Annotated in this window: 13 protein-coding genes and 1 tRNA gene; 7 read left to right on the top strand and 7 right to left on the bottom strand. The window is 44.4% G+C overall.

Going from position 1 to position 18,712, the window contains the following annotated elements; all coding sequences use genetic code 11:
• From QUA53_RS21320 to QUA53_RS21310, 3 genes are all read left to right on the top strand, one after another.
• The gene (locus QUA53_RS21320) at positions 1-510 is read left to right on the top strand and encodes a CGLD27 family protein (RefSeq protein WP_333065555.1); all 510 of its coding nucleotides are present in this window, start codon (positions 1-3) and stop codon (positions 508-510) included.
• Positions 511-690: 180 nt separating this feature from the next.
• Entirely contained in the window at positions 691-1,644 is a 954-nt protein-coding gene (locus tag QUA53_RS21315) for an asparaginase (RefSeq protein ID WP_333065553.1), read from the top strand.
• 116 nt (positions 1,645-1,760) lie between these two features.
• A tRNA-Met gene (locus QUA53_RS21310) sits at positions 1,761-1,837 on the top strand.
• A 407-nt stretch (positions 1,838-2,244) separates the two neighbouring features.
• Here QUA53_RS21310 and QUA53_RS21305 read toward each other — a convergent pair.
• From QUA53_RS21305 to QUA53_RS21290, 4 genes are all read right to left on the bottom strand, one after another.
• Complete coding sequence (locus tag QUA53_RS21305) at positions 2,245-2,433, bottom strand: DUF2949 domain-containing protein (protein ID WP_333099655.1); 189 nt, start codon at positions 2,431-2,433, stop codon at positions 2,245-2,247.
• Between the two features lie 86 nt (positions 2,434-2,519).
• Positions 2,520-2,654, bottom strand: a complete 135-nt coding sequence (locus tag QUA53_RS21300) for a hypothetical protein (protein WP_333073122.1) — start codon at positions 2,652-2,654, stop codon at positions 2,520-2,522.
• A gap of 9 nt (positions 2,655-2,663) precedes the next feature.
• Entirely contained in the window at positions 2,664-3,047 is a 384-nt protein-coding gene (locus tag QUA53_RS21295; RefSeq protein ID WP_333099656.1) for a hypothetical protein, read from the bottom strand.
• 438 nt (positions 3,048-3,485) lie between these two features.
• Entirely contained in the window at positions 3,486-3,680 is a 195-nt protein-coding gene (locus QUA53_RS21290; RefSeq protein ID WP_333099657.1) for a hypothetical protein, read from the bottom strand.
• 51 nt (positions 3,681-3,731) lie between these two features.
• Here QUA53_RS21290 and QUA53_RS21285 point away from each other — a divergent pair, with 51 nt between their 5' ends.
• Complete coding sequence (locus QUA53_RS21285) at positions 3,732-6,641, top strand: PAS domain S-box protein (protein WP_333099658.1); 2,910 nt, start codon at positions 3,732-3,734, stop codon at positions 6,639-6,641.
• 122 nt (positions 6,642-6,763) lie between these two features.
• Here the strand turns inward: QUA53_RS21285 and QUA53_RS21280 are convergent, their stop codons facing one another.
• Positions 6,764-7,354, bottom strand: a complete 591-nt coding sequence (locus QUA53_RS21280; RefSeq protein WP_333099659.1) for a rhomboid family intramembrane serine protease — start codon at positions 7,352-7,354, stop codon at positions 6,764-6,766.
• A gap of 470 nt (positions 7,355-7,824) precedes the next feature.
• Here QUA53_RS21280 and QUA53_RS21275 point away from each other — a divergent pair, with 470 nt between their 5' ends.
• Positions 7,825-8,202: a Mo-dependent nitrogenase C-terminal domain-containing protein gene (locus tag QUA53_RS21275; RefSeq protein ID WP_333099660.1), complete on the top strand. Its 378-nt coding sequence runs from the start codon at positions 7,825-7,827 to the stop codon at positions 8,200-8,202.
• A gap of 254 nt (positions 8,203-8,456) precedes the next feature.
• Here QUA53_RS21275 and QUA53_RS21270 read toward each other — a convergent pair whose 3' ends face one another.
• Positions 8,457-8,915 carry a hypothetical protein gene (locus QUA53_RS21270; RefSeq protein WP_333099661.1) on the bottom strand — a complete coding sequence of 153 codons (459 nt, stop codon included), beginning with the start codon at positions 8,913-8,915 and terminating at the stop codon, positions 8,457-8,459.
• Positions 8,916-9,621: 706 nt separating this feature from the next.
• Between QUA53_RS21270 and QUA53_RS21265 the strand changes: the two genes are divergently transcribed.
• On the top strand, positions 9,622-10,686 hold the full coding sequence (locus QUA53_RS21265) for a cold shock domain-containing protein (RefSeq protein WP_333099662.1): 1,065 nt from the start codon (positions 9,622-9,624) through the stop codon (positions 10,684-10,686).
• A gap of 51 nt (positions 10,687-10,737) precedes the next feature.
• Here QUA53_RS21265 and bchB read toward each other — a convergent pair whose 3' ends face one another.
• A complete protein-coding gene (gene bchB, locus QUA53_RS21260; protein ID WP_333099663.1) occupies positions 10,738-12,264 on the bottom strand; it encodes a ferredoxin:protochlorophyllide reductase (ATP-dependent) subunit B in 1,527 nt (508 codons plus the stop codon).
• Between the two features lie 917 nt (positions 12,265-13,181).
• Here bchB and QUA53_RS21255 point away from each other — a divergent pair.
• A complete protein-coding gene (locus QUA53_RS21255) occupies positions 13,182-18,695 on the top strand; it encodes an AAA family ATPase (RefSeq protein ID WP_333099664.1) in 5,514 nt (1,837 codons plus the stop codon).
• The last annotated feature ends 17 nt before the right edge of the window (positions 18,696-18,712 follow it).

Genomic DNA, 18,712 nt, shown 5'->3' with positions numbered 1-18,712 from the left:
ATGGCTAATGTGAAAAACGTTTCTGCTTCTATTTGTCCCGTTCCGCAAGAACAGCGACCGATCAATGAATACCAAGAACTTAAAGAATCCTGGTTTTTTAGCTGGGTAACACTCAATTGGCCAGGATACCTGGCAAAACTAGCTTGGGTGTGGGCTTGGAGTTGCTTGGTATCGGGGCCGATAGCTGCTTCTAGCTTTGCTCCTGTCAAGTATCCAGCTCAGTTTGTCCTCAGCAGTGCCGCAGGTGCCGGTTTTATTCTAGGATTAGCTTTGCTGCGGCTCTACTTGGGTTGGTTCTACGTGCGATCGCGCCTTTCAAATCCCACGGTCGTCTACGAAGAGTCTGGTTGGTACGATTGTCAATCTTGGCCTAAAACTCCAGAAGTTTTGCTTCAAGATCAGTTGATTGTCAACTACCAACTAGAACCAATTCTCAGGCGTCTGCGGCAGACATTTTATGGTTTGACAGTATTGCTGGTTGCCGGGGGACTAACTTGGAGTTGTTTGTAATCGGGAATGCAAGGGAGTTTTGAGTTTTGAGATTGCCGCGCACAGCCAACAACACGCCCGGAGTGCATGAGTGAGAAACGATTGCAGAAAGATTAACTTTATAACTCTTAACTGGCAGCTCGCAACTCCTAACTTCCTGAACCCCAATCTAAAATCTAAAATCTAAAATCTAAAATTGATATGACAAGGGGAAAACGAACCCAAGCTCCCGAACTGGAAGTCACATTGCTGCGCGAAGGTATTGTCGAATCGAGGCACCGCGCCCAGGCCGCTGTCTGCGACAACCGCGGGCGCGTTCTGTCTGTTGCTGGTAACTCGGAAACGGCCTCATTTGTCCGTTCTTCACTCAAGCCTTTTCAAGCTTTGGCGGTGACGGCGACTGGCACTTTAGAACGCTACGAATTGACAGATCGAGATTTAGCGATTATTTGCAGTTCCCATCAAGGTACGATCGAGCAATCGCGACAGGTATTTAACGTCCTGTGGCGCTGCGACATTGACCCATCTAAACTTCAATGCCCGATTCCTGAAGGCAAAAAGAGCGCCCTGCAATACAACTGTTCCGGCAAACACGCCGGTATGCTGGCTGTCTGCCAGCAACTGCACTGGCCTCTGGACACTTATTTGCGCCGCAAACATCCTGTCCAACAGCTTATTTTGGGCAAAGTGGCTGACTTGCTGGCAATGCCTGCCGAAGAGTTTATCAGCGCTCGCGACGACTGCGGCGCTCCTACCTATCTGTTGCAGTTGGGGCAAATGGCCTCTTTGTACGCTCAGTTAGCCTCCGGTAACAATGTGGATATGGAGCGGATTGTCCGCGCTATGACTCACCACCCGATGATGGTTGCTGGTGAGGGCAAATTTGACACGGAACTGATGCGCTTGACTCAAGGGGAATTGGTGAGCAAATCCGGCGCCGAAGGGGTACAGTGCATTGGCCGCGTTGGCGAAGGCATGGGCTTGGCAATTAAGGTGACGGATGGGGGAAAGCGGGCTCAATTTGCTGTGGCGATTCACTTGCTCAAGCAGTTGGGGTGGATTACTCCGACGATCGCCGAAACTCTTTCGGAAACTTACCTTACTCTCAGCGAGTTCAAGCGCTTGGAGGTAATCGGGGAAGTTTCGATGCTTTAGGGCGATCGAGACTCTGAGCCGATTTAAGCAACCCCTCCCACAATCTAAAAAGTTTTTTTGATTGTGGGGTTGCTATTTTCAGAAAGATATGTTTATATTAGAGAGAGACAAAGCGACGCGGGATAGAGCAGCCTGGTAGCTCGTCGGGCTCATAACCCGAAGGTCAGTGGTTCAAATCCACTTCCCGCCACCAAATTAAACAAGACAAGCCCCGGCAGCCTAAAAGTTGCTGGGGTTTGTTTTATGCCGTCTGTTGGAGGCCGTCGGCGATCGCATCTTCGACGATTGATAGCGTTTCCGGTTGCACGAGCGACATGATATAGAGGAGACGCCACTGCCGTCTCGAAATCTGTGGGCTATATTAATTCCGATGCTGCCACATTTGATATGAAAGCAGTTTATTTTAGGCGGCAAAAAAATGAGGACACAGCACTGCTGTGTCCCTACTGTATATTTGTATTTTTCTAATTGGGACAAAATAAGACCCACCCTCAACCTAAACACTCAACCGTATACTTTTCGACGACCGTTTGTGCAAGCTTTATTTGTCAAAAAATTGCAATCCGATATCCATATTTTTTAACTCAGGATTTTAAATTGCTAAGTCGGCTGAGCTTCCAGCCAATCAAAAATTAGGTTTAACTGTTCCAGTGTTACTAACCCGTACTGCCACAGTACCATCGGCAGTTCGCCGGCATCTTGTTCACCGTGTCGCAGAGCAACGGCGATCGCCGAATTCGATATCGCCAACTCTCCCCGCAAATAATCGATAAGTTGAGCCTTTCTCATCACCTTCACCGCCAGTTTTATGCGCTATTGTAAAGAAATGTAGCTAATCGGTCTGTATCGGAAGTTTAATTGGTCTAATTGTAGGTTCACAATAGAGAACCTTGTGTGAGGGAAACCGCACAAAACTTGTGATAAAACTCTGATAAAAAAGCGATCGCAGTCACAATAACTCCGAGAGTCAAAAATTGGGTTCCGCGATCGCTTGCTTTAAATGAATTCATTTAAAATTGCTAAAGTCCTAGCTGAAGCTGAACTCCCGCTTCTGTACCGCTGTCGGTTTGTTTTGGAGGTAAAGGATTTCCTTGACGCTGGGCGTCCGAAGGAGTAGTAATAAATTCCAATGGGCCATCGATTTTGAGGCGAAATGTGTCGCCCAAGCTGCTTTCCCTTCTAGCAGAATTACCTGCCGTTTCTGGTTCACCAATCAAGTTTTGGTAGTCCGAGTCTAAGGTTCTGTCCTCCACGGCCCTCAATGAATCCCCAGATAAAGTCGTTTCCGAATATTGGGGCGCTGCTTGCAGTCTTTGTTGGGCGAGAACCGCCGGGGTTAAACCGATAAAAATTGAGCTCAGTCCGAGAGCAGTGCCAAGAGTAGCAATAACTGCGTTCATCATCCATGCCTCCGCTAGTTGCATCCTACTATGCGCTTATTGTACCGAGTCGGCATTAAGTTGCACTCTATCCAAAGTAGCTGCTTGTGGAGATATCAATTGCAGTTGCTGTGAAAACTTATAATTTTCGATCGCGCTATCGGAAAAATAGAACTAACCCAGCAACCCGGTTGAAACCCCAGAATACGTCTTTTCAGGAATGAGTCAACCAAAAACTCGATTTGTTTGATTAGGGCGCCTCAGAAGTGGAAAAATAGTTAGTGGCGGATGGACGGGTGGCTATTCACCAATGGGTTTTTTCACGACAATAGTTACAGCCCGCCAAAACGCTAAAAAACCCGGTTTCTGAAACCGGTTAAAAAAAAGAATGCAACAGCAGGCAACTTCTAAACCCTTACAGAATCAGTTTTTCCCAATTATTCAATTCTTTAATCTCAAAATCTATAATATTATGAGCGTGTAGAGTGCATGGAGAATTGATACTGCATTCATCTCGATCGCCAATGTTCCCAAAGCTCGCGATCGCGCTAAGATGGCGGTGGCAGTCGTTAAAAATTCAGTTGCCAGCGGCAGATTCCGAGTTATTAACAGCACTGTGCCTACTAAAACCATCTCAACTTCAAAACCTGCGCTCATCAAGTTGTACTTGACCGGAATGTTGTGGGTTCATAAGAGTTCTGCTTTACCATGCCAATCAAATATCTGACCGACCCGATTTTAAAAATGTCGGGCAAAGTGCCAATTCGCATCGTCCTTGTTGTGCCTTTTGCCCTCCAGACTTTCGCTGCGGTAGGGTTGACGGGGTGGCTGTCGCTGCGGAACGGGCGCATAGCCGTCAACCATGTTGCCGCACAACTGCGGACAGAAGTCACATCGCGTATCCAGCAACATATTAATAGTTATATTGAAACGCCACACCAAATCAATCAGCTAAATCTCGATGCCATCCGTCTCGGCATTGTGAACGAGCAGGATAGTGATAGTTTGCAACGCTACTTCTACAAACAAATAAAAATTTTTGATAAAATTAGCTACATTCAATTCGCATCCGAAGCAAAAGATTTTATTGGAGTTGAACGCCTCGACGACGGCAAGTTGCAAGTTCAGATTTCTAATCAATCTACTGGCTATAATTTGCATAGCTACGGGCTGTCCCAGTTCGAGAAACAAACCAAGCTATTAAAAACCACTATTAACTACGACCCCCGCGTCCGACCTTGGTACATAGCTCCGGTGCGGGCAGGCAAACCGACTTGGAGTAAAATCTATAATTATTTTGACGCTCCCAAACTAGCGATTACGGCTGCTCAACCAGTTTATGGCGAGGATGGTAAACTGATTGGCATCCTGGGTTCTGACTTGGCACTTTCCAAGCTCAATCAATTCTTGGAAACTCTAAAAATTGGCAAATCAGGACAGACTTTTATTGTAGAAAGGTCTGGGCAATTGGTGGCAAATTCTACTCAGGAACCGCCATTTATTGTTAGCAATGGTGTTGCGAAACGGATTGTGGCAACGAGCAGCAAGAATGTTCTAATTCGATCGACCGCCCGCTATTTGACAGAACGCTTCGGGGATTTGCACAAAATTGACAGCTCTCGCCAGTTAGATTTTACGATCGACGGTCAACGGCAATTTCTACAGGTGACGCCGCTTTTAGACAGCAGGGGCCTCGACTGGTTGATTGTGGTGACGGTTCCTGAAGCCGATTTTATGGAAAGGATTAATGCCAACACTCGGTATACTGTGGTGATGTGTCTGGGTGCTTTGGTGCTGGCAACGGCGATTGGCGCTCTGACTTCTAGGTGGATTGTTGTACCGATTCAGCGTCTGAGCAAGGCTGCGGAGGCTTTGTCGCGGGAAGAATGGGACGGGATGGCGGTAGATCCCCGCTTGATGGCGTCTGTAGATCGGGAGGATGAGGTGGGTGTCTTAGCTCGCTCTTTTAATAGGATGGCCGGTCAATTGGAAGAGTCGTTTACTACTCTCGAAGAGCGGGTAGAATCTGCGATAGCCGACAAAAATGAATTAATTCTTTCTCTGAAAAAATCGCAGCAAAAACTGGCTCTCCATCTTCACCAAACTCCATTGGGCGCGATTGAATGGGATCTCAACTTTGAAGTAGCGGAATGGAATTTGTCAGCCGAAAGAATTTTTGGATACAGCCGCTTGGAAGCAATGGGACGCCACGGAGTCGATCTAATAGTTCCTGAAAGTGCTAAGGAGTATGTTAGGCAACTATCTATAACTTTGCTCACTAATCAAGGAGGAATTAGTAGCATTAACGAGAACATCCGAAAGGATGGCAAAATTATTCTTTGCGAGTGGTACAATACGACTTTGGTTGATGCTGACGGCACCATCATCGGGGTGGCATCGCTGATTCAGGATGTGACTGAATTTCACAGTGCTGTGGAGAAGTTGCGGGCCAGCGAGGAGCGGTTTCGTCAGTTGGCAGAAAATATTCATGAGGTATTTTGGATTAGAGAACCCAATCAAAAGCAGCTAGTTTATGTGAGCCCTGCTTGCGAAAAAATATGGAATTTGAGCTGTCAGAGTTTGCAATCAGAACCGGAGGCTTTTTGGGATGCTATTCACCCGGAGGATCTCGATCGCGTCAAGGCTGCTTTTGAGAAACAGGTGCGGGGCGATTATGATGAAGAGTATCGAGTAGTGCGATCCCCTAAGGGGGCTACGCCAACCGACGGTTCAGTTTGCTGGGTGCGCGATCGGGCTTTTCCAGTCCGCAGCCAAACCGGAGAAATTTACCGCATCGTCGGTATTGCCGAAGATATTACCCAGCGCAAATTAGCAGAAGAATTCCAAAAAGTCGCTCAAACCGCTCAAGCTGCAAACCAAGCCAAAAGCGCTTTTTTAGCTAATATGAGCCACGAATTGCGAACTCCTCTCAACGCGATTATTGGTTACAGCGATATCCTCAAAGAAGACGCCGAGGATTTAGGCTGCGAAGATTTTATCCCCGACTTGCAAAAAATTCAAACAGCGGGCAAACACTTGCTATCTTTAATTAGCGACATTCTAGATATTTCTAAGATTGAAGCGGGTCGGATGGAACTTTACTTAGAAACTTTCAATCCGGTTAATTTAATTGACGAGGTAGTTTCTACTGTCAAACCCTTGGTAGATAAAAATTCTAATAAGTTTGAAGTTGATTGTGGTAGCGACTTGGGAATTATGTATGCTGACATTACCAAAACTCGTCAAATATTGCTCAACCTGCTGAGCAATGCAGCCAAATTTACGGAAGGTGGCACTATTACCCTCTGCATTGAAAGAGTTAAACATGAAAGCTTAACAACTCAAGAAATAGCAGAACCTTCCGACTCAATAATTTTTCGCGTAGCTGATACGGGTATTGGGATTCCCCCCGAACAATTGCAGCATTTATTTCAAGCTTTTATGCAGGGCGACGCCTCAACTACGCGCAAGTATGGCGGCACGGGTTTGGGATTGACTATTAGCCGTCACTTTTGCGTGATGATGGGTGGCGATATGCAGGTTGAAAGCGAGTTAGGTTGCGGTTCGGTTTTTACTGTGTGCTTGCCGGCCCGCGTTGAATTATTGGTCAGCAGTTAGTCTTGCTATCCGGGAGGCAATTGTTACACAAGAAACCAGGTTTAGTGACAAAAAACCTACGCTTTCAGATAAGTTCGGGGCAATAAACTAAGGTGATGATACCATGCAGCCTCAGTCTTATTCTAGTTAATTTCTCGTTTCTGCCGTCCTAAAAGTTGAGCTGTTAATACCCCGCCGACAAAGCCAAAGAAATGCGCTTGCCAGGAAACTCCCTGCTGCGAGGGCAAAACTCCCCAAATTAAACTGCCGTAGAAGAAACCGACAATTAAAGATACCAAAATAGATGTAAAGCTGCGTTCAAAATAGCCCCGCAGCAGCAAGAAGCCGAAGTAACCAAAGATTAATCCGCTAGCACCAATGTGAACGGAATTAGGCGCGCCCGTCAGCCAAACTCCCAATCCGCTGACTAGCACAGTGACGGCACTCACGATAAAAAAGTCGCTAATTTCTCGTAGCATTATCAACCAACCCAATGTCACAAAAGGGAGGGTATTGGCGGCTAAGTGAGCAAAACTGCCGTGCAGAAAAGGCATAAACAAGATGCCTTCAAGTCCGTCGAGGCTGCGGGGGCGGACTCCGTAGTCATTCAGCCTGCCTCCGAACAGGAATACATCGACAATTTCGATAATCCACAGGAGGGAGACGAAGCCACCGAGAATGGCGGCGTGGCTTTGCAATTCGCGGGTGATAGCTTTGGTTTCTGGGTTACTCATGGGTTGTGAGGGCGGCGATACCGATTATTTCTCATTGTAGAAGTTTCTGAGCGATCGCGAGCAAAGATTGTTGGGGCGAGGTTTGAGGGTTTTTTGCAGCAGAGCTTATTTAGAAATATTATAAGTTTTATTAAAAATTCCGCATTTTCACGTATAGGATAATTCACCTGGATGCCTCACAATAGTAATTGAACTACAAAAGGAGAGTCAACCGAAGGTTGAAGCTAAAACGTAGAAGACAGAATTTTTACCCTATCAATCAATTGTTGGGCTTGAAATGAGGACAGTTTTTAGAGCGCACACCGTCTTTAAAAAAAATCAGGAACTACTTTTCTCGCCCTAAGTCATTAATTTTAGAAGTTCAATCCGGTAAAGCAAAACGAGATGCTGTAGATACTGATTGTAGATAATATCGCACAAGCTCTACAGAGAGTTCTTGGCACCTCGTTATAAAAGAGGAACAGAGCAAAATGAACGTATTTGAGCATACAATCTCCTACCGAACTCTGCCAAATTGGGTAGGGTTTGGCAAACAAGAAACCGCCGTTAATGTCGCTACAAATTCTCAACCTTACGGTCAAAAGCCACATTTTGACCCCTTGCATCCGCTAAAAGAATGGCTTGATAACACTGCAATTAAAAGTCAAAAGTTGGCTCGGTTGCTGTGTAAGTTTATTCCCAGCCAGTGTCCGTTTGAGCGAGAAGTCAAAATTGGCGATCACACTTTATTATCCATTCCGCCACTGTGCAAGTTAAATCCGCTTTACGAGCAAGTGGTTGGGCTGCGCTTTCGAGCTTTGTGTTATTTGGCTGACGAGTGTGGCGAAGATGTAACTCCTTATTGTTAATTCTGCAAAAAAATAAATTTCTCACTGTCTTTTCACCCTCCCTTCTCCTTGTTGGGGAGGGTTTTTTTATTTTGAGATTATTCGGCGGTTGAAACCTGTTAACCTCAAACTCAAATGTGGCGAAGCGCCGGTCATTTGAATTCGAGGTTAAATTACACAAACTTTTGTCTGCCTCAGCAGAAAAGCCAGATATTCTGTTAGATCCCCGGCTTTTTGAAGAAGTCGGGGCTGGAAAGCCCGATCGCATTTAAATACTAAAGGGAGCGAATCACTCGTTGTTCGAGAATGCGTTTGCCTTTGTTATAAATACTAAGGCTGGCTCCTGTAACAATGTAATCGTAGGTGCCATTTTTTGCCACGTAACCAGTCCCCTCTTCAGTTCGAGCACGCAGGGCGATCGTGCTGCCGTTACTCTTTTTAACGCCGTAGTAATATAGTTGATGAGCGTGGTTGTAGCACAGATAAATCCGAAAGTTGCTGGTCTCGAAATAGTTTGCCAGTGTCTGTCTTTTGCGAACACAAAAATCTCTCACCTGTTTTTGGGGAGTGGATACATGAGCTATTTGTATGGTTTCAATCGGAGACTGAGTGCGAGACGCTGTTGGTGCAGTGCTTGTGTTCGATTGTCCTAGAGCAAAGGTTGCCGCTGGATTGCTGGCAAATAGCATTAAACCGAGTAAGCTGGTTTGTGTGAGTCTTGCTGTGAAGTTCATAAGTCATTCCTTGAAAATATGTTGATGCGTCTAATCTAGGTAAGTTGGATTGATGAGGGCGATCGAACAGTACAGTTTTCATAATTGGCCTCAAGGAGGAAATCCTGGGATGCAATTTCCGTTTCCCCGGAGAGCGGGCACTATTCTCAATAAGCTTTTAGGGGCAAGCTAGAAGCCCGCCCCACAATAGGATTGAATATACAGCAGATTCCACGCAAATAGAGTACACCTTAATCCCAAACACTTACCAAAATGGTTGACAAACCCTTGCAACCGTACTCCATAAACCTGGAAATTGCTGTATAGTCGAAAGCTGATTACTGAGAATGATATTTTTCTGTGAGTTTCCCTGCAACTGACTAGCCGGCGGACAATTAACTAACTGGCACTTTCGATTGCTGATAGGACTTATGCACTAACAGGCGATCGCGAGGACAAAGCAGAGAATTATTTTAAATATGGTGCGCCAACTGCGGCCGCGGATGCTAGTTTTTATCAATTTCGATAAGTGCGATCGCGTAGTCGTGACAATGCAGGACTACCATTTTATTATGTGTGGATTGGCTTATAATATCTAAGGTATACTGATTTAATAAATCTATTGTACTAAATATTCTTTCAAGTGGCTCCTAAAGTTACGAGAGAGTTAATCATTTTCAGATAAAATATTACTTTCTCAATCATCGTTCAGTATTCGAGGCCAAAAATGGGGGAAATTTCAGAGACAAGCCGTTTTCAAGGACGAGTGGTAAAAATTTTTAGTGATAAAAGAGGCGGATTCATTTCCCCCGATGATAAAAGTGATGACCTTTATTTTATCGCTTCACAAGTTGAACACGATAAATTTGGAACTTTGAAGCCGGGATATGTCGTTACTTTTACTGTTGGTCAAGGCAAGGATGGCAAGCGGTTTTTTGCTAATAAAATAGAAGTAGTCAGCGAAGGATATCATAGGCTTTCTCCAACAAAACTTCGTTTTTCTGGCTATGTAAAAAACATTTTTACTGACAGAAAATGGGGTTATATTACGCTTGAGGGAAGCACTCAAGATCTCTATTTTATAGCCAAGGAAGTAGAAAATAATAAATTTGAAAGTTTGAAAGTAGGCGATGCAGTTACCTTTACCATTGGTGAGAGCGAAGATGGGAGACGATTTGCCAATAGAATCCAACATATTAATTTTGACCAAATAGAGCAAAATGATACTCCTGCTGAGTTGCTCCCCACTCCTATCACCTGTGATGAACTTAAAAACCAAATAATTGAGCAATTTAAGCGAATAGTACATACAACCAGCTCAAGTGAATTTGAGGACTTGACTTTTTTATTACTGAAAAATTTGGGCATCCATTATCTCTATCAATATGACAAAAGAAACCAAGCTGGTAGAGCCGATGGATTTTTCATTATTGGCAACCTTGCAGTAATGTATGATTGCACGCTCAGGGAGGGTTTTGAAGAATATAAAAAAGACCAGATTGAAAACTATATAAATAAGCTTGAGCAGGCTCAGTTGACATTTAACCTGAGATCTTCAGACGGTGTACAAAAGAAAAAGACTCTTAGAATTGATGGCAAAAGCAAGCAAGTTTGGATTATTACTCTAGGTCAAACGCGAGAAATCAGTGATTACGGTAATATCAAAGTTAAGGAAGTTTCGGCAAATCATCTTATTTGGCTACTTCAAGAGAGATTAAACCGAGATGTGATAGAAGAAGATGATTTGGCCCTTAATCTACTATCTCGTATAGAAAAGGTCATTCCTGCTTAAAGCAGTTTTGCATTTTGAGTAAGGTGGGCATTTGCCCACCCTACCAACTAACTACGCGCCGACAGATTCCTTCGCTGCGTAAAGCACCTCAACGGTAATCTTATCAATCCCCCGATCGCGCGCGAACTTCTCAGTATTCCGCTTCACCTTACCCCGCACAAAGCCAGGGATTTTATTTAACTCAGCTTGTCCGTCCTTCGTCCAACCCATATCAGAGTCAGCCGAAATACCCTTCGTAATCACTTCCTTGGTATCGTGGCCGCCGAAGATTTCCAGCAAGTGGTCTTCCATTCCCAAAGTGAAAGAATTGTAGACCAAATCTACGCACTGATTCGTGCCTTCATAACCCAAAAATGGCTTGTAGCCGATCGGGAAATTTTGGACGTGAATCGGTGCCGCAATTACGCCGCAGGGAATATCCAATCGCTTACCAACGTGGCGTTCCATTTGGGTGCCGAAAATTGCCGAAGGTTCCGCTTTGGCGATCGCATCTCCGATCGCCCCGTGATCGTCCGTCACCAGCACTTCATCACAATACTCGCTTACCTGTTCCCGGAACCAGTCAGCGTCGTGTTTGCAGTATGTTCCTGCCCACACAACGTGGATTCCCATCTCGCGAGCCAAAATCTTCGTCATCGCCGCAGCGTGCGTATTATCGCCAAATACGACGGCTTTTTTGCCCGTTAAGTTTTGGCAGTCGATCGATCGCGAAAACCAAGCAGCCTGCGACACAAATCGAGTTTGTTGGTCAATAAAATTTTCGTAATCAACATCCGCACCTTGAGCATTCAAAACTTGCTGAATCTTGCGGATACAGCGCGCAGTTTCTACCACACCCATCGGCGTAATATCCACCATCGGCGTACCGAATTCTTTTTGCAAATACTCCCCGGCCATCATCCCCAATTCCCGATAAGGAACCAAGTTAAACCAAGCGCGGGGCAGTCTTTTTAAGTTATGAACCGAAGCACCTTCGGGAATAACTTCGTTGACTTCAATGCCCAAATCTGCCATCAAACGCTTCAACTCGGTGCAGTCGTGCTGGTTGTGGAAACCCAGGGTAGACATACCGATAATGTTGACAGATGGTTTTTCGCTTTTGGCTTCTACTAAATCGCCTTTTTTGCGGGCTTTGTTAATGTAAAATTGGACGATTTGATCCAAAGTGCGATCGGCAGCTTGCAGTTCGTTTACCCGGTAATGGTTAACATCCGCCAGCAATACATCGCCTTTAGCATCCAATTGAGCTCTCTCCACGAAGTTTTCCAAGTCTTCTTGCAGAATGCTGGAGGTGCAAGTCGGGGTGAGCACGATTAAATCTGGGTGTTCTTCTCTGTCTTTGCGGGTGATGTTGTCCACCACCCGTTCCTGCGAACCCCGCGCCAGTACGTGTCTGTCAACGACGCTGGTAGTTACTGGGGTGAAATCCCGTTCCCTCTCCAGCATGGAACGCATGACGTTAAAATAGTCGTCTCCAATCGGTGCGTGCATGATCGCATGGACGTTTTTGAAGGAACTGGCGACGCGCAAAGTGCCGATGTGGGCTGGGCCTGCGTACATCCAATAAGCCAATTTCATAGGTTTTTTCCTGGTGCTGGTTGAGAATTGCCCGATCGGGCGATTACTGCTAAATTTTAAGGTTGTTTCTGATTTTCTCACCGGATGAATCCTTGAGAAATACTAATTTTCTGAGAATTTACAGATTTAGGAAATGCTCAAACGCTTTGCCTGCTTGGGATTTGACTCGCAATTCAAACAACTTTACCTGGGTTTTATGGCAATAATTCTTAATCTTTCCTCAAATTTTCTTAAGAGTTAGGCAAATTTGATTAATGTAGGGTTCGCTGCCGCGCACCAGACAAGGTGCAATAATTCTGAATTTCTTGTCAAATTTACTCTGGTCAAACGCTCAGTTAGTATTGTTAATCGATCGGTCAAAATAGATAGAACTGAAGGAAATTTCAGATTCCGAAGCAACACTTACTTCCCTCAGCGCCTCGGTCGCGAATTATAGTTAAGATTTGCATCGGCCGGTTTTTTTGAAGCACCGCAAATTCGTACCCGATCGCCGGAAAAAATAAATCTTTCAGCACTTGCATATTTTCACGAGATGTGGTGACGCTCCACTAAAGTCAAGCGATTACTTGGAATCTGAGAGGATTTAGTTGTCAGCATGGCGATCGAGCATTAGAGTAAATCTTTGCACAAATCCTGTATTTGCGATCTTGTTTACCTAACTGCTGAGGTGACGAAAGCCCCAGCGTGCTTTTGTCAGCAGTAGCTCTTTGCTGTCAAGGCCTGCCTACCCACACATCCCAAAAGATAGCTCTTGAGCGATAATGAAGAATAACATAGGATTTACGAAAAGAAACCCGATTTACACGATAAAATCTTGGGTTTGTCAACGACTAGCAACGAAGAAACCCGGTTTCTAGCCCGCCGCGCGTCAGTCCTGTAACATTGACCAAGCACACCTAATTTGAGAGAACCCAACTATGATGGCAATTCCCGGCGTTGCAGTTCTCGCTCTCATTTATGAAAGCAGCACTTCCCTGGTTTACCGCGGCCACAACGAGCAGAACAACCAACCTGTTATTATCAAACTTATCAAAGAAGACTATCCGACTCCTGAAGAACTGAATAGATACAAGCGCGAATATGAGATCACTGCCAACTTAAGCCTGTTGGACGGAGTTGTGAAAGTGTATAAGTTGCAACAGGTTAGAAATAGTCTGGCAATGATCTTAGAAGATTTTGGCGGGGAATCTTTAAAAATATTTATGGGTTCTCAAAAATTTACCATTTTAGGATTTCTGACTACGGCAATCAAAGTTGCTGAAACTTTGGGAGAAATTCATGGAAAAAATGTAATTCATAAAGATATAAATCCTTCTAATATAGTTTTTAATCCTGCTACAGGACAAGTGAAACTCATAGATTTTAGCATTTCAACAGCATCCAACTTGGAAAATGTTCCCAGTAAAAATCCCAATTTTTTAGAAGGTACTTTAGCCTATATGTCGCCCGAACAAACCGGCAGAATGAACCGGGTAGTCGATTACCGCACCGACTTTTATTCCCTCGGCGTGACCTTCTATGAAATCCTGGCAGGACAACTCCCTTTTCCGACTACAGATCCCATGGAGTTAGTTCACTGTCACATTGCCAAACAGCCAGTACCTCTCGCTGAAATTGCCCCAGAGATTCCTCAAGCTGTTTCAGATATTGTAATGAAATTGTTAGCAAAAACCGCTGAGGAGCGCTATCAAAGTGCTTGGGGGCTAAAAGCCGATTTGGAATCCTGCCTGTTTCAGTGGCAAACCTCTGGGGTTGTTTCTGAGTTTCCTCTCGGCAGCCAAGATATTTCTGACAAATTTCAAATACCTCAAAAACTTTACGGCAGACAGCGCGAAGTTGAAACTCTCTTAGCGGCATTTGAACGGGTAGCAGCAACAAATCATCGAGGCTACCGCAGCGACGATTCTCAAATTTCTGTCATCAAAAAAGAGAGCAAATCGAAAAAAGAAAGTCCCTTGTCAGTCCTGGCGAGAGGACAGCATAAATCCCGCAGCGAGATGATGCTGATTGCCGGTTATTCCGGTATTGGCAAATCTGCAATGGTGAAGATTTTAGACAAACCCATTACCCGCAGGCGTGGATATTTTATTTGGGGAAAGTTTGACCAATACAAGCGAACTATTCCTTACTCTGCCGTTGTCAGCGCTTTTTCGGAATTGGTGCGGCAACTGTTAACTGAAAGTGAGGCTCAATTAGCAGTTTGGCGTGAAAAACTCCGCAGTTCCTTCGGTCAAAACGGACAAATTATTATTGATGTTATTCCCGAAGTTGAACTAATTGTCGGTGCTCAGTCTCCTGTAGCTGAATTGGGGCCAACGGAATCTCTGAACCGCTTTAATTTAGTATTTCAAAATTTCATTCGCGTATTTTGCCAGCCAGAACATCCCCTGGTCATTTTTCTCGACGATTTGCAGTGGGCTGATTCGGCTACTCTCAAGCTGATCGAATTGATGATGACAGATGAAGCTACGCAATATCTGTTTTTAATTGGCGCTTATCGGGATAATGAAGTTAGTCCTACTCATCCTTTAATGATGACAGTGGAGACGCTGCGAAATCAGGAAGCTATCATTAATCAGATTGCTTTGTCGCCGCTGGGGGTGGAAAACATAACTCATTTGATTGCCGAGACTTTGCACAGCGATCGAGAATCTGTCAAACCATTAGCTGAATTGGTAATCAGCAAAACCGACGGCAATCCTTTTTTTGTCAATCAATTTCTGCAAACATTGTATCAGGAAAACCTGCTAGTTTTTCACCCGCCACAGTCGGGGAGCAAGGGCGGGTGGCATTGGGATATGACCCAAATTGAGCAGTGCGCTATCACTGACAATGTAGTAGATTTGATGGTACAAAAATTGAGAAAACTGCCAAGTTCAACGCAGCAAGTTTTGCGTTTAGTGGCTTGTTTGGGCAACGAGTTTGACTTGAATACTCTTTCTTTAATTCATGAAAAAGAAGCCTCGGAAACTTTTTCTCACCTGTTGCCAGCCATTAAGTCGGGATTGATTCTGCCAACTTCGGAATTGGAAAGCAAGTCATTAGATTACGTGCTGTTTCCGCTATTAATTCTGAATTATAAATTTTTGCACGATCGGGTACAGCAAGCAGCTTACGCTCTGATCGACGACTCGCAAAAAAAGGCAGTTCACCTGAAAATAGGCAGGCAAATCCTAGAAAACACTCCGGCTGAATATCGCGCTGACAGAATCTTTGAATTAGTCGATCACTTGAATGTGGCTCGATCGCTAATTAAAGACGATCGAGAATTAATTGAACTGGCAACGCTGAATTTAGACGCCGCCCGCAGAGCCAAAGATGCCACTGCTTATGTTGCTGCCTTGCAGTATTTGACCGCAGGCATGGACGGTTTGAGTGCCGATATTTGGGATGCCCACTACGACTTAGCCTTTGCTTTGCACATGGAGCGGGCAAATGTTGAGTATTTAAACGGTTTTTTCGAGAAGTCTGAAGAATTTATTAATATAACTTTGGAAAAAGCGCGATCGCCCTTAGAAAAGGTAGAAATTTACAACCTGCTGATCGTGCAGTACACCCTGCGGGCGAAGTACGAAGAAGCCGTTAAAGCCGGAATCCAAGCTTTGGACTTGCTAGGCATTGACTTGCCGCTAGACGGGCTACAAAAAGTCATATCCGAAGAATTTGCAGCAGCTACAAATATTTTAGCAGGTAGAGAAATAGCTTCCCTAATTGACGCCCCCGAAATGACTGTACCCGACAAAAAAGTTGCAGTCAAATTAATTACAAACTTGCTGACATCGGCGTACCTCAAAAATCCCGACTTGTGGAAAGTCAGCGTTTTAAAAGGAGTCAATCTTTCTCTACAATACGGTTTAGTACCCGAAGCCTCTCTTTGCTATGCTGGCTACGGTATGTTCTTAAACGCAGTTTCGGGAGATTACAAAGCTGCGTATCAATTCGGCTTGCTCTCGCTGAATCTCAGTGAAAAATCTGGCAATATCGGCTTGAAGTGCAGAGCTTGTTCATCCCTGGTCAGTATTTTTTATTACTGGTTCAATCACATCAAAGATTCCCACGCAATCAGCAATGAAGGATATCAAGCAGCTTTAGAATCAGGAGATTTAGAGTATGCGGGTTATATCCTGTCCAACCGCATAGCTAACTCATTTTTTCAAGGTAAAGAAATCTCGCAAATTCTGGCAGACACGAGCAGGTATTTGCAGTTCAGCCAAAAAACCAAAAATCAGCTCGTAACCGATATATTATTAGGGGTAGAGTTAATCCTGCGTAACTTGAGCAAACTAACTCCTGAAAAGTTTGTATTTGAAAGCGAAGATATCAGCGAAGCTGAATACGTACACAACTGTCAAGCTCATCAAAATTTGTACTCGCTCTGCCTTTATCAGATTCGCAAATGCCAGGTAATGTACTGGTACGGTAACTTCAACGAAGCGCTACAACTAGCTTTTGAAGTAGAAAAACAGCTATCTTTTATTACCGGAGCGATACCCGCTACCGAATGGAATTTTTTCTTTTCTCTAACTTTAGCCGCCGTTTTCCCAAATGTTTCAGAAGAGAAGCAAAAGGAATACTTGGAAAAGTTAGAGGAAAACCAAAAACAGATGAAAATTTGGTCAGATAACTGTGCAGAAAATTTTCTGCACAAGTATCTTTTAGTTCAAGCAGAAATAGCCAGAATTTCTAAGAAAGATTCAGAAGCTGTAGAACTGTACGATTTTTCTATAAATTTAGCCCAAGACAATGAGTTTGTCCAAAATGAAGCGCTAGCTAATGAACTAGCAGCTAAGTTTTGGTTGAGTAAAGGCAAGTATCAATATGCCAAAATTCACTTGCGCGAAGCTCACTCGTGCTACTTGCGCTGGGGTGCAGTTCGCAAAGTAGAAGATTTAGAACAGAAGTATCCGCAGTTGCGGGAAATGACGCCGCTCAACGGCAGTTTTAACAACAGTCAAACTACCACAACTATTCATACTTCTACTGGCAGCGATGCGAGAGTGCTGGATTTGGCAACGGTAATGAAAGCATCTCTGGCGATTTCTAGCGAAATTGTCCTCGATAAGTTGCTGGCTTCTTTGATGAGAATCTCCTTAGAAAATGCGGGGGCTCAATTAGGTTTTCTGATTTTAGTCAGAGATGGTAAACTGTTGATTTCAGCTAAAGCGTCAGTATTTGCTGAAGATGTAGCTGTGCTGCAATTTACGCCTGTTGGAGACTATCATGATTTACCTGTGACGGTGATTAATTATGTGGAAAGGACTCGCTCGGATTTGGTGTTGAGCAATGCGGCGGCTGAGGGACTATTCACAGCAGATCCTTACATCGCTAAACACCAACTGCAATCTATTTTGTGTACTCCAATCATCAATCAAGGCAAACTGATCGGCATTCTTTATTTAGAAAACAATTTGACTGTCGGAGCATTTACTCCCCACAGATTGGAAGTTTTAAGGTTGCTTTCTTCCCAAGTTGCTATTTCTTTGGAAAATGCTCTACTTTACAATTCTGTTGAACAGAAAGTGCAAGAGCGGACGCAGGAGCTAAATGAAAAAAACGAGCGTTTAGAACAAACTTTGCGGGAACTTAAACTAACTCAAGCTCAATTAATCCAAACGGAAAAGATGTCTAGTTTGGGGCAAATGGTCGCTGGTGTAGCTCACGAAATTAATAATCCTGTAAGTTTCATCTACGGCAATCTTAATCCGGCTAGCGAATACGTTAAAGACTTGCTAAACTTGATTGAGCTTTACCAGCAGCACTATCCAGAACCGGCGGATGAAATTCTCGAAGAAATAGAAACAATTGAGCTGGAATTCTTGAGCGAGGATTTGCAAAAGCTGCTGGATTCCATGAAAGTAGGAGCGGAAAGAATCCGGGATATTGTGCTAAGCTTGCGGAATTTCTCGCGCCTCGACGAAGCGCAAATGAAGTCGGTAGATATCCATCAAGGCATCGACAGTACGGTGATGTTGCTGCAACCGCGCCTGAGAAAAGAGGGCGGGCGTTTGGGAATTGAGGTAATTAAAAATTACAGCACGCTACCCCTAATTACTTGTTATGCGTCTCAGTTGAATCAAGTATTTATGAATATTTTGACAAATGCGATCGATGCTCTCCTCGTAGCAAGAGATTGCCCGGAAAACTCTCATCAACAGCCGACGATTACAATTTCTACAGAGGTGACTGAGAGGAATTCTGCCATAATTAAAATTGCCGACAGCGGGCCGGGGATGAGCAATGAGGTGCTGCACAAGATATTCGATCCATTTTTTACAACTAAGCCCGTGGGTTCGGGAACTGGTTTGGGATTGTCTATTTCTCACTCGATTGTTGTGAGTTCTCATGGCGGAAAATTGACTTGCGTTTCTGCACCGGGAGAGGGGAGCGAGTTTATTATTGAAATTCCGATCGCCCCCAGGCAAGTTTTGTAATCGGCACCACTATTAAC

The organism is Microcoleus sp. Pol12B3 (assembly GCF_036701355.1).
Classification (GTDB): Bacteria; Cyanobacteriota; Cyanobacteriia; order Cyanobacteriales; family Microcoleaceae; genus Microcoleus.
This window is presented reverse-complemented; position numbering and strand designations above follow the sequence as displayed.